The sequence below is a fragment of the Methylopila sp. 73B genome, assembly GCF_000526315.1.
GTDB lineage: Bacteria > Pseudomonadota > Alphaproteobacteria > Rhizobiales > Methylopilaceae > Methylopila.
Genome location: NZ_JAFV01000001.1, coordinates 39,625 through 53,151 on the forward strand (window position 1 = coordinate 39,625; position 13,527 = coordinate 53,151).

13 protein-coding genes are annotated in these 13,527 nt (G+C 65.7%); 6 read left to right on the forward strand and 7 right to left on the reverse strand.

Annotated features, from left to right (window positions below):
* Positions 1-8: 8 nt before the first annotated feature.
* From K244_RS22450 to K244_RS0100210, 5 genes are all read right to left on the reverse strand, one after another.
* Positions 9-764, reverse strand: a complete 756-nt coding sequence (locus K244_RS22450; RefSeq protein WP_020188326.1) for an autoinducer binding domain-containing protein — start codon at positions 762-764, stop codon at positions 9-11.
* A 168-nt stretch (positions 765-932) separates the two neighbouring features.
* Entirely contained in the window at positions 933-1,244 is a 312-nt protein-coding gene (locus K244_RS0100195) for an urease subunit gamma (RefSeq protein WP_020188327.1), read from the reverse strand.
* A gap of 117 nt (positions 1,245-1,361) precedes the next feature.
* Entirely contained in the window at positions 1,362-1,952 is a 591-nt protein-coding gene (locus K244_RS0100200; RefSeq protein ID WP_020188328.1) for a HupE/UreJ family protein, read from the reverse strand.
* A 785-nt stretch (positions 1,953-2,737) separates the two neighbouring features.
* Positions 2,738-3,781: a DUF2955 domain-containing protein gene (locus K244_RS0100205; RefSeq protein ID WP_020188329.1), complete on the reverse strand. Its 1,044-nt coding sequence runs from the start codon at positions 3,779-3,781 to the stop codon at positions 2,738-2,740.
* Positions 3,771-4,976: an HlyD family secretion protein gene (locus tag K244_RS0100210; RefSeq protein WP_155931470.1), complete on the reverse strand. Its 1,206-nt coding sequence runs from the start codon at positions 4,974-4,976 to the stop codon at positions 3,771-3,773. Before K244_RS0100210 ends, K244_RS0100205 begins: the two co-directional genes overlap by 11 nt.
* Before the next feature lie 188 nt (positions 4,977-5,164).
* Between K244_RS0100210 and K244_RS0100215 the strand changes: the two genes are divergently transcribed.
* The 3 genes from K244_RS0100215 to K244_RS21165 all read left to right on the forward strand — a co-directional run bounded on the left by K244_RS0100215 (position 5,165) and on the right by K244_RS21165 (position 6,535).
* The gene (locus tag K244_RS0100215; protein ID WP_020188331.1) at positions 5,165-5,695 is read left to right on the forward strand and encodes a transporter suffix domain-containing protein; all 531 of its coding nucleotides are present in this window, start codon (positions 5,165-5,167) and stop codon (positions 5,693-5,695) included.
* Positions 5,696-5,766: 71 nt separating this feature from the next.
* Positions 5,767-5,997, forward strand: a complete 231-nt coding sequence (locus tag K244_RS0100220; RefSeq protein ID WP_020188332.1) for a hypothetical protein — start codon at positions 5,767-5,769, stop codon at positions 5,995-5,997.
* Positions 5,998-6,034: 37 nt separating this feature from the next.
* Positions 6,035-6,535: a hypothetical protein gene (locus tag K244_RS21165; protein WP_020188333.1), complete on the forward strand. Its 501-nt coding sequence runs from the start codon at positions 6,035-6,037 to the stop codon at positions 6,533-6,535.
* A gap of 291 nt (positions 6,536-6,826) precedes the next feature.
* Here the strand turns inward: K244_RS21165 and K244_RS0100230 are convergent, their stop codons facing one another.
* Positions 6,827-7,483: a tyrosine-type recombinase/integrase gene (locus K244_RS0100230; RefSeq protein WP_020188334.1), complete on the reverse strand. Its 657-nt coding sequence runs from the start codon at positions 7,481-7,483 to the stop codon at positions 6,827-6,829.
* A 138-nt stretch (positions 7,484-7,621) separates the two neighbouring features.
* Positions 7,622-9,004 (reverse strand): IS1182 family transposase, encoded by a 1,383-nt coding sequence (locus K244_RS0100235; RefSeq protein WP_020187840.1) that lies wholly within the window; start codon positions 9,002-9,004, stop codon positions 7,622-7,624.
* 392 nt (positions 9,005-9,396) lie between these two features.
* Between K244_RS0100235 and K244_RS0100240 the strand changes: the two genes are divergently transcribed.
* The 3 genes from K244_RS0100240 (at position 9,397) to K244_RS0100250 (ending at position 13,448) form a co-directional block, all read left to right on the forward strand.
* The gene (locus tag K244_RS0100240; RefSeq protein ID WP_020184225.1) at positions 9,397-9,744 is read left to right on the forward strand and encodes a c-type cytochrome; all 348 of its coding nucleotides are present in this window, start codon (positions 9,397-9,399) and stop codon (positions 9,742-9,744) included.
* A 130-nt stretch (positions 9,745-9,874) separates the two neighbouring features.
* The gene (locus tag K244_RS0100245; protein ID WP_036305313.1) at positions 9,875-12,274 is read left to right on the forward strand and encodes a phosphoketolase family protein; all 2,400 of its coding nucleotides are present in this window, start codon (positions 9,875-9,877) and stop codon (positions 12,272-12,274) included.
* Positions 12,267-13,448: an acetate/propionate family kinase gene (locus K244_RS0100250; RefSeq protein WP_020184227.1), complete on the forward strand. Its 1,182-nt coding sequence runs from the start codon at positions 12,267-12,269 to the stop codon at positions 13,446-13,448. Before K244_RS0100245 ends, K244_RS0100250 begins: the two co-directional genes overlap by 8 nt.
* Positions 13,449-13,527 lie beyond the last annotated feature (79 nt).

Here is a 13,527-nt window from a genome sequence, read left to right on the forward strand (position 1 = left end):
CCTGACATTCAGATCAGCCCCATCTGCACGGCGCCTGCTACAGCCTGGGCGCGGTTGCAGGCGTCGAGCTTTCGGATCGCGTTCTTCAGGTGGAGCCGCACCGTCTCGACCGAGCGGCCGATGATGATCGCCGTCTCCGACGACGTCTTGCCGGCCGAGGCCCATTTCAGGCACTCGATTTCGCGCGGCGTCAGCCGCACGGGCCCGATGGTCTCGATCTGGTCCTCGTAGCCGCGATCGAGCACGAACTGGGTGAAATCGTGGGTTAGCCAGTGCAGCGGTTCGCGGGCGCGCTCGCGCACGCCGGTCCAGTTGGCGCAGGAGCGGTCCGCGATCGCGCTCACCACGGCGAAGCGTCCGAACGGCAGGTGCACCGGCACGGTGATGCCGTGCGACAGCCCGAAATCGCCGAGATAGTCGCACGCGGCGCGCTGCTTCGCCGTCAGGTCCGGCCGCGCCTGAACCTCCGCCCATTCCAGCGGCATGATGCCGTCGAAACAAGCCCGGTAGTACGGGTCGACGGACATGAACTGCGTCCACTCGTCTTCCCAGTCGTGGGGGAAATTGCGGACGTTGAGCTTCAGCGGCAGCCACTCGCCGTTCGGCAGGCGGGCCGAGGTCGGGAGGTAGCCGTACAGAACCTGGGTGAAGCCGAGCTCACTGGTGATCTCCGACAGCACGTCGAGCGCCGAGCCGAAATTCTGGATGAGCGGTGCGCGCTCCGCGAAATGATCTCGAACGCTGTCGGGAGAGGGGGCGCTCATGGCGGTCCGTCCTGAAGAAGCCCGCCTTCGGTTTTGCCAAAGTGCGTCTCTAGACGAATCGCAAGCACTTTCCGTGCCAAAGTCTAGAGATTGCGCTGGAGGTGGAGGCAAAAGGAAACGCCGCGCTTGCGCGCGGCGTCGATCGGCGGCCTCAGCTCCGACGCGGCGTTAATCCCGGATCGGGTTCATCACCGTCACTAGCTTGGTGCCGTCGGGAAACAGAGCCTCGACCTGCAGAATGGTGAGCATGTCCGGCACGCCGACCATGACGTGCTCCCGCTTCAGGATCGTCGCGCCGTACTCCATCATGTCGGTCAGCATCGGGATCACGCCCTCGCGCGCCCGCTCGAGGATTTCGTCGCTAATGACGGCGATCGCCTCGGGGTAGTTGAGCTTCACGCCTTTCTCGAGCCGGCGACGCGCCATTTCGGCGGCGGCCCAGAGCTGGATGCGTTCTTCTTCGCGAACGGTGAGATGCATGGGTCAAGTCCTGCGCCAGGGGCTGTGCGGACGGCCGTGACCGCGGTCATGGCCAACGCGGAAGATTGAGCCGCGGAGGAGTCGCGCCGGACAGCGCGCTGTCCGGGGTGGTCGTCGTCAGACCACGCCGGCGAGCAGCGCCGCGCCGGCCGCGGCGAAGCCGGCGCCCGCGATGCGGAAGACCGCTCCGCCACGCGTCGCACCGACGTGGGCGATCGCCCGGCCGAGGCCGAAGCCCGCGAGGTGAAGAGCGCCAGTGGCGGCGACGAAGCCGAGGCCGTAGAGCAGGCCCGAGGCGGTCTCAGGCGCTTCGGCGCCGTGCGCGACGCCATGGAACAGGGCGAAGAGACCGGCGAGAGCGATCGCCGCGGGCGCGGAAAGCCGGTCCGCGAAGGCGACGCCAAGTCCGAGCGTGAGGACCGAGACGGCGATCCCGATCTCGGTCGCCGGCATGGCGACGCCCGTGGCGCCGACCACGCCGCCGACCAGCATCGCGCCCATGAAGGACAGGGGGATCGCCCAGGCCGCGCGGCCGTCGAAGCGCGCCGCCAGCAAGCCGACGGCGACCATCGCCAACACGTGGTCCGCGCCGCCGAGCGGATGCGCCAAACCCTCGCTGAAGCCGTGCACGTGGTCGAACGCGGCCGGATGCGCGAGCGCCGCGGTCGGGGCCAAAGCGACGGCGACGCCCAGGAGAGTTTTCTTCATGGCGCAACTCCATCGGCCCACCGCGCGCCGATGCGCGGTCTCGGGCTTCCGGGGGAAATTTAAGCATCCGAATCCGGTCCCCTCGCATCCTCCCCTTTTGGGTAGAACCAGGGTTCGCCGCCCGCGGCGGCCGTTAACTCGCCCTTGGACTTCGTCGCTCAGACGAGCATTTCCCGATCGCGAAGCCGGTTGCTCCGGACTCTCTGTTGCCGAGGTCTTTGATGACAATTGGCGGAAAGCCACCGCCCCCGCGATTGAGCGAGTGGGACTTCGCTCTCGTCGCACGGCAGGACGACGCACGTGTCGTGTGAAAGCGGCAGGACAGGATCACCGCCCTTGGCGATAAGGTGCGTTGTCTGCAACGGTCTCGGCTTACGAGCAGAGATCAGGCTTAACTCACATGCGCTTCCCTCAGCGCACCTGATGCAGGTCACTGAGGGTCAGCTCAAGACTATGCCCTTCCGGCGATTGGCGCCGGGAGCGGAAGTTGTCTCATCGATGAGAAGCGGACATCGGCTTGTATCGATGACAGCGATTTTCAACGCGCCGAGATGATCCTTGTGGGAGATCCGAGGACCGAAAGGGCAGTGTTACGAGCGCGCTAGGGCGCTTTTGCCTTTGACGATTCGTGATCCTGCGACTCGATACCCTTGGCGAGCACGCCCTTAACTGCGGCGCCAATTCGGCAAGCTGAGCGAACTTGCCGCGCTTGGTTGAGTCCGTTGTCGAAACGTTGGTCAGTCGATCACGACCGCTCAGCTGACGATGCCTTGAACAGAAACGTCTCATGAGGCCTGCGGCTGTCGTGGCGTTGACGTCGGCCGGAGCAGCCCCGTCAACAGGAGCGTGGCGGCGATCGCGAACGTCACCATGCCGATGCGGGTCGAGAAGCTCTCCACGGCGGAGCCTGGCAGGGGCGACACGCCGAGGCCGAGCAGGATCACGAAGGTCGTGAGGGCGCCGGCGTAGACTTTCGCGGTCGCGGGGTTCGCGGCCGCCTGCCCGCCGAACATTAGGGCGACGAACAGCAGGGTGAAGAACACGAAGGGTAGCGTGGGACGCAGGTCTATGAACGCGAAGGCGACGGACGCGACCACGCCCCCGAGCAGGTTGGCGCCCACCAACCCGAGCGCAGCGCGGCTGCCGGCTGTGTGGTCGAACTGGTTCAGCAGCGAGGCTGCGGTGATCGGGACCACGACGGCGTTCGAGAAGCGGTCGTCGACTAGGCAGACGGTCAGCACGATCAGGAGGATGGCGGTGTTCGCCAGCGCGAGGCGGGCCGATCGGTCGAGCGGCGGCGCCGGCGGCGCTGGCGCGGGGACGTCTCCTCCCGGATCTGGAAACGCCGCATGGGCGAGCCACGCCAGCGCGACGCCGCCGAGAACCGCCTTGGCGAGCATGGGGACGACGCCTTCGCCAAGGTCTGTCTGCAGGACGCCGAGCATCGGGACCATGACGGCGACGACGATGATCAGGAACGGCGCGCCGCCGCCCTTGCCCCGCGCCTGAAGCAGGAAGCACGCGAGATAGACCAGCCCGAGCAGCGGCAGCAGCGCCGCCGGCCGGTCTCCGCAGAGCTGCGTGAGCGCCGCCGCGAACCATCCGGCGACCACGATCAGCATGACCATGCCGAACGCCTGCCGAACTGTTAGAGGGCGCACGGTTGCGGCTAGGAACTGGATCGCGAACATCGGCGCCAGGAACGGCAGCGCCTCGCCGTTCGCGACCGCGACCGTAAAGCCGACCGCGACCGCCGACGCGATCCGCAGGCCTTGGCGCTTGGAGCGCAGCAGCGCGTTCGGTTCGGTCCGGACGGCCTCAGCTGACATAGGTCAGCGTCGCGACGAGCTGGATCCAGAACCGTCCCAGCGCGTTCATCGCTGGGTTATCGCCGGTGTAGATCACGACATTGGCTTGAGATCCGTAGCGGACCCCGCGTGGGAACCGGTCCTTGAACACCAACCGCACCGGAAACCGCTGCGGCTCGCGCACCCAGCCGCTCTGGTTGCGGATGGTGGGAAGCCCCGTGGCTGGGTCGACGCTGTTGGTGGAGACGCCCCAGCCGACGCTCTCAACCTGCATCGGGAACACCGAACCCGGAAGCGAGTCCAGAACGACCTCCGCTTCGTCCCCGGCGGCCACATGCTCGAGGCTGTTCTCCTTGTAGGCGGCCGCGACCCAGATAGTGCCCGCGTCGATGAACGTCAGCGCCGCCTGCCCAGCCCCGACCACCTGCCCAACCCCGAGCTGGAGATTGGATACGACGCCGTCGGAGGGCGAGAGCACGGTCGTGTGCAGGAGATTGAGGCGCGCGCTCTCGAGCGCGGCGAGCGCCTCCTTCAGCTGCGGATTATCTTTCCCTTGCGGCCCGAGCTCCTCTCGCGCCTTGGCGAGATCAGCCTCCGCGCCGATAACGGCTGCGTCCGACGATCCGAGCGCCGCCCTGGTGTCGTCGAGCTTGGCGCGGGCGTATACGCCGCGGTCGAACAACGTCCTGGCGCGTTCGGCCTGCGCGCGCACGTTCACCCGCTCGGCCTGAAGCTGCACCACCCGGGCTTGCGCCGACTCCACCGCCTGGGTCGAGGCTCCGATGGTCTGGCCGATACGTTCGAGTCTCGCCTCGGCTTCCGCGACGGCGATCTCGTAGGGCCTTGGGTCGATGCGGAACAGCACGGTCTTGGCGAGCACCAGCGCGTTGTCTGTGACCCCCACCTCGATGACGCGGCCCGAGACCTCGGACGCCATGCGCACCACGTAGGCCTGAACGATGGCCTGCGACGACGAAGGCGTCAGCCGCTCCATCACAACCGAAAGAGCGAACAGTCCTGCGGCAAGTACGACGACGATGAGTGCGGTGCGGCGCAGCGGGTTCCCGGTCGGAATTGGCGCCGGCGGGACGGCAGCGGACGCCTGTGACGGTTCTTTAGCGTCCACTGACCGGCCCGCGATCTCGCTCGTCTCAACGGCCCTCGCCGCTAGGGGGTTACGATCGTTATCGGCGGCTTTCCCGCTACTTATCGCCATTTCGAGACCTTGCTTAGAAGCAATACATCGTCCGATTACTTCACTTTGGTCATGATAGCATACGATTGAATTGGATTCGCAACAGAAAGAGAGTCATCATCCAACGTGGAAGCACGCTGCGCTAGTTGCGATTTCTGGCGCTGCTCAACCCCGGGATCAACGCCGGGCGTCAGACAAGGTGATGAGCCATGGCGCATTCAGTCGTCGGAACTGCGGAGCCCGCAGCGACCGGATGGCGGTTCAAGTTCGGGATCTTCATCTTTATTTTCGCCTTCGCGCTGTGGCTGCTGGTTCCGGTGGCCGCCACGACTGGCGCGTCGTCTGCGCGCGTCGCTGCGATCACCGGCGCAATCTTCGTCGCCAACAAGGTTCTGCTGCTGACCTGCATCGCCGTTATGGGCAAGACCGGCTTCCAGCATTTGAAGTCGCTCGTCTTCGGCTACGCCAAGGGCTTGGCGCCCAGCGGTCCTGTAGGTCCGACCCGGCATATCGTCGGGCTCGTGATGTTCTGCCTGCCGCTCATCTCTGCGATGCTCGAACCTTATGTCGACCACATCGCGCCGGGGCTGCGCCCGAATCTCTGGCAGCTCCAGGCGCTTGGCGACCTGATGCTGATCGCGAGCTTCTTCGTGCTCGGCGGCGACTTCTGGAACAAGGTCCGCGCTCTCTTCGTCCGCACCGCTAAGGTGGTCGATGTCGGCGCGACCGAGCCTTCGTAAGCGGAAGGGCGGCGGTTCATGAACGTCGCGGCGAAGGGCTGCGTCCGCCGACTGACCGTCAGGCGGCCGTGATGAACGGCGCGCAGACCTACCGCCTCAGCCTCAGCCGCGGGTTCGGCCGCGTCGACGGTATGAAGGACATTCTAGCCGTCGACGATCGGGATGCGATTGATCAGGCGACCGTGATCGTGAAATCTCAGATGGACGCCTATGGGGCGCAGCCCCAGGTCACCGTCCACATCCATCGCCCCGACGGCGCGGAAATCGCCGCATTCTCCGTCGCCGAACTCGCCGCAAGATGAGACGGTCGCTTCTGGCTCGCTCAAGCCGGGAGGCGGAATGACAGGACCGATCCAAGGCTATGCAGCGCCCGCGGAGCGGACCGCGCGACGGTTCTGGTCGCTGTTCGCCATTCAGACCGCCGCCGTGTGCGCGCTGGTGTATCTGGCGTTGCCCGCTTTCGTCGCGATCGCCGACAGTCTCGGACACGCCGTCGAGTTGCCGCCGCACCGCTTAATCGGGATGGCGGCGGCGTTGACGGTTTTTCACGCGGCCTACTGGTCTCGCCTGCGTTGGGCGCCGATGCCGATCATGCCGAAAAATATTCTCCTGACCCACGCGTTCCTATTTCTCAATCGTCTGAGTTTTGTCTTCGCCGCGGCGTTTTTTTCACTTGTCTCGTTCAGGCACCTTCCAGCGCTCACGAGCTCGCCGGAGGTGTTCGCCATGGCGGCGCGCGGAGCGCTGCTGCTCGCCATGCTGTTCTCCTTGTTCTGCTATTCCTTGGAATTCGATCGGATTGGCAAGGCGATGGATGACGAGGCGGAAGACGGCCGATGATGATCTATAGTTTCGAAAGATGAAGCATCACATCCTGTCTGAATCAGACGCGCATGCTCCAATTCGCCAAACGGTAAAAGGCATCCCGAGATGAATGCCTAAGAGCGGACTTTGCCGAGGGGCGCACAGAGTCAAAAGCCAATCCGAGCATTCGCTGCCTGGCAGCAGACCTGAGGTCAGCTCCGGGTCAGCGGCAGCTCGCGCCGCCGCTGAGACGAGCGCGCTTCACCGCGGCGTAGCGGCTGGAAGCGGACCATGGCTGCGATTTGCCTCCGGCGATGCCCTCTATCGCTAGCGCCGTTGTCGAGCCTTCGCCAAGCCTCGAAGCTCGAGCTCCTCGGACAGCGCGAGGGCGTCGTCCACCTCAATGCCAAGGTAGCGGACCGTGCTTTCAAGCTTCCCATGACCCAAAAGCAACTGGCACGCTCTTAGGTTGCCGGTCTTCTTGTAAATCAGCGCCACCTTTGTGCGCCTCAGGCTGTGTTTGCCGTAAGCGGACGGCTCGAGGTCGATCATCCGCACCCATTTGTCTACCAGCCGAGCATATTGGCGCGTACCTATGCGCTGGCCCGGAGCGGTTCGGCTCGGGAAGAGCCAGTCGTCAGGACGCTCGCCTCTCACGCGAAGCCATGCCGCAAGCGCGTCTCTCGCAGGCTCAGTAATTTCGAACGGGACCGGTCGGCCGGTCTTCTGCTGTATGATCGTGGACCTTACGCGGATCGATGCGCCCATGGCGACGTCACTGATCCGGAGCTTGACCAAGTCGCACCCGCGCAGTTTCGCGTCGAGGGCGCAGTTGAACATGGCGAGATCGCGGACTTGAGCGTTCGTCTTCAACTGCTGGCGGATCGCCCAGATGTGCTTCGGCTTCAACGGCGCTTTCGGGCCGATGAGCCGACCAGCGTTCCATGGCTTCTGAGGTAAGCGGAACAAGTCGGGCTGGCGCATAGCCTCCTCCTAGAGGCGGCCCCTCAAAGGCAATCCTATACCCGTAACCGTTCGAGAAGCGCCGATTGCGTTGAAGAAGTCGGTTGCTTGGCGGGGCATCCGAGCTGACGGCCGGAAGACGAGCGGCCTTTCCTCTTTTCAGGCCGGGATCGGGCTCGGCGCTGGGACCATCTTTGCGAGCTTCCTGAGGTTTTGGGCAGTGGCGGCGAGCAGGAACTCGTCGCGGGCGCCGCATGGCCCTCGAAGGCGTAGCCTATCGAGCCGCAGGATGCGCTTCAGGTGCGCGAACAGCATCTCGACCTTCTTCCGCTCACGCCGGGAGGCCGTGTAGGCGTCGGTCTTCGCAATGTCCCTCGCCATGTCGCGAGCGCCCTCGTGGATCGAGCGAGGGATCTTCCGGGCCGGCGCGTTTGGGCAGCACTGCGGTTTCAGGGAGCAGGCGTCGCAGTCGAACTTGCTCGCGCGGTAGCGCATCATGCCGTCGTCGTCGACGAGCGGAGCCGAGGTTCGGTAGACCCTCTGGCGAGGTCTCAGTTCGTTCCCGGCCGGGCAGGTGTAAAGATCGCGGTCATGATCATAAGGGAAGTCGGAGCGACTGAACGTGCCATCGGTCCGGGCGCTCTTGTCGAACACGGGAATGTGCGGCTCGATCCCGCGATCATGGACCAGCCAGGCGAGCATCTCGGCCGAGCCATAGGCGCTGTCGGCGGCGAGCCGCTCGGGCCAGAGCCCGAAGCGGTCCTGGGCCCGCTCAACCATCGTTCGCGCGGCGCCGACCTCGGCCTGCCGGATCGCGCGGCTGGGCTCGACGTCGACGATCACCGCGTGGTCGAGGTCGATCAGGTAGTTGGTCGCGTAGGCGAAGAAGGCGTGGCCCTTGTGTGCGCCGGTCCACTGCGCGGCCGGATCCGACCGCGACACGAACTTCGGCCGGGTCTCGCTCGCCGCGCCCCAGGCCGCATCGTCAAGCGTGTCGAGGTACTCGCGGACTGAGCGCCGCGTCGCGGCCAACTCTTCCCAGTCGACCTCGTCCGTGCCGTCCGCCGAGCGCTGACGGTTGGCGTCGGCCCGGATCAGGCTGGCGTCGACCGCGAAGCCGTCGCCGCCCACAAGCCCCTCAGCCATGCAGCGCCGGACGACCGTCTCGAACAGCTTGCGCAGCAGGTCGCTGTCGCGGAAGCGGCCATGGCGGTTCTTCGAGAAGGTCGAGTGGTCCGGCACGTCGCCGTCGAGGCCGAGCCGGCAGAACCAGCGATAGGCGAGGTTCAGATGAACCTCCTCGCACAGTCGCCGCTCAGACCGGACGCCGAAGCAGTAGCCGACCAGCAGCATCCGGATCAGCAACTCCGGGTCGATCGAAGGACGACCGGTCGAGCTATAGAAGGGAGCCAGATCCCGCCGCACCTCTGACAGGTCGACGAACCGGTCGATCGCCCTCAGCAGGTGGTCTTGCGGCACATGCCGCTCGATAGAGAACTCATAGAACAGCGCCGCCTGGTCGACCTGCCGCTCGCCCATCATCGCCGTTGCCCTCCGCTCATCGAGCTGAGTGAATCAGCGGCGGCGCCTCGCTTCAACGACGGAGTTTTTCAACGGAATCCGCCAAAAGCGGACCTTGTCTGTCAGCCTATTAATGGACATTCTCATGAAGAGATGGACCACAAGGCGGCTTACGCTAGGGCGCTAAGCTCGTGTGCATTCGCCGCGAAGCTCAAGCAAGGACCTTGTCGCGGAGTTGGCGGAACCGGTTTGCGCCCTGCCTGACGGCGATCCGACGGCCGACGCGCCTCTTTCGATCGATGGCGGGTTCGCGACGCCGATAGAAAGGTGCTACGCTCGAACATCGCTTGCGACGCTTTTGGCTGTCGGCGACTGAGAGACCTGAGCGCTCCCGCCCATCCTGGGAGGCGCACATGACCAAGTTTCATTTCGATCGCACGCTCGCGTACGCGTTATTCGTGGTCGGCGGCGCTTTACTTGCAGCGACGCCTGTCGCCGGCGACGAGATGACCGCGTCCGTGGAGCGCGGCGGACACATCGCGCAGGACAACTGCGCAACGTGTCACGCCATCGGAACCTCGGGAAACAGCCCGCTCGACGGGGCGCCTCCGTTCCGTACGCTCCACAACAGCTATCCGGTTGAGCAGCTTGGCGAGCTCTTCATCGAAGGAGTCGCCGGCCCGCACTCCGCCATGCCTGAGTTCCACCTGGATCAGGATGAGAGCAACGACATGGTCGCCTACCTCAAATCACTTGAGTAACAACACATGCCATTGAGCGCCTTCAATCCGCCGCTCATAGCGAGATTTATTTGTCATGATTGCATGCTTACGATGCATATTATGATGGCAGTACATTGAATATGGCCTCTAGGGATCATTCATCATCGCAATCTTCCAAAACACTTCGGCTTGCCCGCTCGACGCCTCGGAAGTCGATCTCATCGACCGCTATTGGCGCGCCGCGAATTTCCTGTCGGTCGGGCAGATCTACCTGCTCGACAACCCGCTGTTGCGCGCGCCGCTTCAGGCGCATCACGTCAAGTCGCGGCTGCTCGGCCACTGGGGCACGACGCCGGGGCTGAACTTCGTCTACGTCCATCTCAACCGGCTGATCCAAGCCCGCGAGCTCAGCGTGCTCTATGTCTGCGGCCCCGGCCACGGCGGACCGGGCATGGTCGCGAACACCTATCTGGAAGGCTCGTACAGCGAGACCTATCCGGACATCTCGCGCGACGCCGAAGGGCTTCGGAAGCTGTTCCGGCAGTTCTCCTTTCCGGGAGGGATCCCGAGCCACGCGGCGCCCGAGACGCCCGGATCGATTCACGAGGGCGGCGAACTCGGCTACGCGCTGGTCCACGCCTTCGGCGCCGCTTTCGACAACCCCGAGCTGATCGTCGCCTGTGTCGTCGGAGACGGCGAAGCCGAGACCGGGCCGCTCGCGGCCTCGTGGCACTCGAACAAGTTCCTGGACCCGGTCCGCGACGGCGCGGTTCTGCCGATCCTGCACCTGAACGGCTACAAGATCGCCAACCCGACGCTGCTCGCGCGCATGGACGAGGACGAACTGCGGAGCCTGTTCGTCGGCTATGGCTATGAGCCGGTGTTCGTCGAGGGCGACGAGCCGGTGGCGATGCACCAACTCATGGCCGGCGCGCTCGACGGCGTCGCCGATCGCATCCACGCCATTCAGGCCGAGGCGCGGGCCGCCGGGGCCGCGATCAGCCGGCCGCGCTGGCCGATGATCATCCTGCGCAGTCCAAAGGGCTGGACTGGCCCGAACGAGGTCGACGGCAAGAAGGTCGAGGACTTCTGGCGCTCGCATCAGGTGCCGATCGCGAACGCCCACGGCGACGCGGCCCATCTGAAGCTGCTCGAGACCTGGATGAAGAGCTACGAGCCTGAGACCCTGTTCGACGGCGACGGGCGTCTGCGGCCGGAACTCCATGCGCTGGCCCCCGTCGGCGACCGGCGCATGGGCGCCAACCCTCACGCCAACGGCGGCCTGCTGAAGCGCGAGCTCAAGATGCCGGACTATCGCCAGCACGCCATCGACGTTCCCGCGCCCGGCGCGGTCGACGCCGAGGCGACCCGTGTGATGGGCGGCTTCCTGCGGGACGTCGTTTGGATGAACGCCGACGCCCGGAATTTCCGCATCATGGGCCCGGACGAAACGGCCTCCAACCGGCTGGACGCCGTGTTTGACGTGACGGAGCGCGTCTGGATGGAGGCGGTCGAGCCGTATGACGTCCATCTCGCGCAGGACGGCCGCGTGATGGAGGTCCTGAGCGAGCACCTCTGCCAGGGCTGGCTTGAGGGCTACCTGCTCACCGGCCGGCACGGGCTGCTCTCCTGCTACGAGGCCTTCATCCACATCGTGGATTCAATGGTGAACCAGCACGCCAAGTGGCTGAAGGTCTCGCGCGCTCTGCCATGGCGACGGCCGGTGGCCTCGCTGAACTATCTGCTGACGTCCCATGTCTGGCAGCAGGACCACAACGGCTTCAGCCACCAGGATCCCGGCTTCGTCGATCTGGTCGCGAACAAGAAGGCCGACATCGCCCGGATCTACTTCCCGCCGGACGCCAACTGCCTGCTCTGGGTGACGGGCCACTGCCTCAGAACCTATGATCGGATCAACGTCATCGTCGCGGGCAAGGCCCCCGCGCCGCAGTGGCTTGACGCCGACGAGGCCGCGCTGCACTGCGCCGCCGGCGCCGGCATCTGGGGATGGGCGGGAAGCGAGGCGGAGGGGCTCGAGCCCGACGTCGTGATGGCCTGCTGCGGCGACGTGCCGACCATCGAGACGCTCGCGGCCGCGGCGCTGCTCCGCGCCGCGCTGCCGGAACTGCGGATCCGCGTGATCAACATCGTCGATCTCATGACGCTACAGGGTCAGGATCAGCACCCGCACGGCTTCGACGACCCCACGTTCGACGGGATGTTCACGACGACGAAGCCCGTGATCTTCGCCTATCACGGCTACCCCCATCTTATTCACCGCCTGACCTACAACCGCGCCAATCACGGCCGCATGCACGTCCGCGGCTACATGGAGGAAGGCACGACCACGACGCCGTTCGACATGCTGGTGATGAACGGCCTCGACCGTTTTCATCTGGCGATCGACGTCATCGAGCGGGTGCCGGGCCTCGGCGTGGCGGCGGCCGGCGTCGCGCAAGGGTTCCGCGACCGCCTGATGGCCCACGCCGCCTACATCCGCGAGCACGGGCAGGACATGCCCGAGATCCTCGATTGGACATGGCCCCAGTCGATCCCCGCGAATGGCTGACGTCATCCTCGTCCTGAACGCCGGCTCCTCAAGCCTGAAGTTCGGCCTTTACGAGATCGGGGATGGCGATGAGCCGCAGGCGCGGAGCAAGGGTCAGGTCGAGGACATCGACGAGGCGCCGCGCCTCGTCGTGAAGGACGCGGCCGGAGCCACCGTAGCCGATGAGCCATGGCCGGACGGAGCGGCGCAACCAGGCGCCTCAGTGTCGAAGTTGATCGCCTGGATCGAAGGCGGTCTCGGAACCGACACGCTCGTCGCGGCCGGCCACCGCATCGTCCACGGCGGCCGGGAGTTCAGCGCGCCCTGCCGGTTGGATGACCGGACGATCGAGGCTCTCGAAGCGCTGACGCCGCTCGCGCCGCTGCACCAGCCAAAGAGCCTCGCGCCGGTGCGCGCGCTGAAACGCCTGCGGCCGGATTTGCCCCAGTTCGGCTGCTTCGACACGGCGTTCCACCATCGCCTCGAGCCTCCCGTCAGCCGCTACGCGATCCCTCGCGCCTGGGAGGAAAGGGGCGTCCGCCGCTACGGCTTCCACGGGCTGTCCTACGAGCACGTCGCGCATCGCCTCGACCGGATGTCGCCGGACCTGTCGGCGAAGCGCACGGTCGTCGCTCATCTCGGGAACGGCGCCAGCCTGTGCGCCATGCGCCACGGGAGGAGCGTCGACACCTCGATGGGCTTCACGGCGCTCGACGGGCTGATGATGGGCACCCGGTGTGGCGCGATCGATCCCGGCGTGCTGCTCTACCTCCAGCGGACCGGCGGCCTTTCGGTCGCGGAGGTGGAGCGCCTGCTCTATCGCGAGTCCGGCCTGCTCGGCGTCTCCGGCGTCTCCTCGGACATGCAGACGCTGCTCCAAAGCGGCGATCCCCATGCCGCGGAGGCCGTCGACCTCTTCGTTCACATGGCGGTTCGAGAGATCGCCGCGATGGCCGCTTCGCTGGAGGGGCTTGAGTGCCTCGTGTTCACCGGCGGGATCGGCGAGCGTTCGGCCGAAGTGCGGTTGAGGATCTGCGACAGGCTGGGTTGGCTCGGCGTCCGGATCGACCGGGCCGCGAACCTCTTGAACGCAGAGCGGATCCAGACCTCTGACAGCCTGTCCAAAATCCTCGTGATCGCCGCGGACGAGGAAGCGGCGATGGTCCGGCGCGTGCGACCTCTGGCCTGTCGCTGAGAGCCAAGCATCGCGGTTGGCGGGGCGCCCCAGCCTGCTCACATCAGCATGGCCACGCTCTCCTTCATAGAGCGGGTCA

What these genes read in the sequence shown, in the direction of transcription:
- K244_RS0100220 (WP_020188332.1), top strand. Translation starts at nt 5,767, where the DNA reads ATGAACGGCGCGCAGACCTACCGCCTCAGCCTCAGCCGCGGGTTCGGC.
- K244_RS21165 (WP_020188333.1), top strand. Translation starts at nt 6,035, where the DNA reads ATGACAGGACCGATCCAAGGCTATGCAGCGCCCGCGGAGCGGACCGCG.
- K244_RS0100200 (WP_020188328.1), bottom strand. Translation starts at nt 1,952, where the DNA reads ATGAAGAAAACTCTCCTGGGCGTCGCCGTCGCTTTGGCCCCGACCGCG.
- K244_RS0100205 (WP_020188329.1), bottom strand. Translation starts at nt 3,781, where the DNA reads ATGTCAGCTGAGGCCGTCCGGACCGAACCGAACGCGCTGCTGCGCTCC.
- K244_RS0100210 (WP_155931470.1), bottom strand. Translation starts at nt 4,976, where the DNA reads ATGGCGATAAGTAGCGGGAAAGCCGCCGATAACGATCGTAACCCCCTA.
- K244_RS0100195 (WP_020188327.1), bottom strand. Translation starts at nt 1,244, where the DNA reads ATGCATCTCACCGTTCGCGAAGAAGAACGCATCCAGCTCTGGGCCGCC.
- K244_RS0100240 (WP_020184225.1), top strand. Translation starts at nt 9,397, where the DNA reads ATGACCAAGTTTCATTTCGATCGCACGCTCGCGTACGCGTTATTCGTG.
- K244_RS0100250 (WP_020184227.1), top strand. Translation starts at nt 12,267, where the DNA reads ATGGCTGACGTCATCCTCGTCCTGAACGCCGGCTCCTCAAGCCTGAAG.
- K244_RS22450 (WP_020188326.1), bottom strand. Translation starts at nt 764, where the DNA reads ATGAGCGCCCCCTCTCCCGACAGCGTTCGAGATCATTTCGCGGAGCGC.
- K244_RS0100235 (WP_020187840.1), bottom strand. Translation starts at nt 9,004, where the DNA reads ATGATGGGCGAGCGGCAGGTCGACCAGGCGGCGCTGTTCTATGAGTTC.
- K244_RS0100215 (WP_020188331.1), top strand. Translation starts at nt 5,165, where the DNA reads ATGGCGCATTCAGTCGTCGGAACTGCGGAGCCCGCAGCGACCGGATGG.
- K244_RS0100230 (WP_020188334.1), bottom strand. Translation starts at nt 7,483, where the DNA reads ATGCGCCAGCCCGACTTGTTCCGCTTACCTCAGAAGCCATGGAACGCT.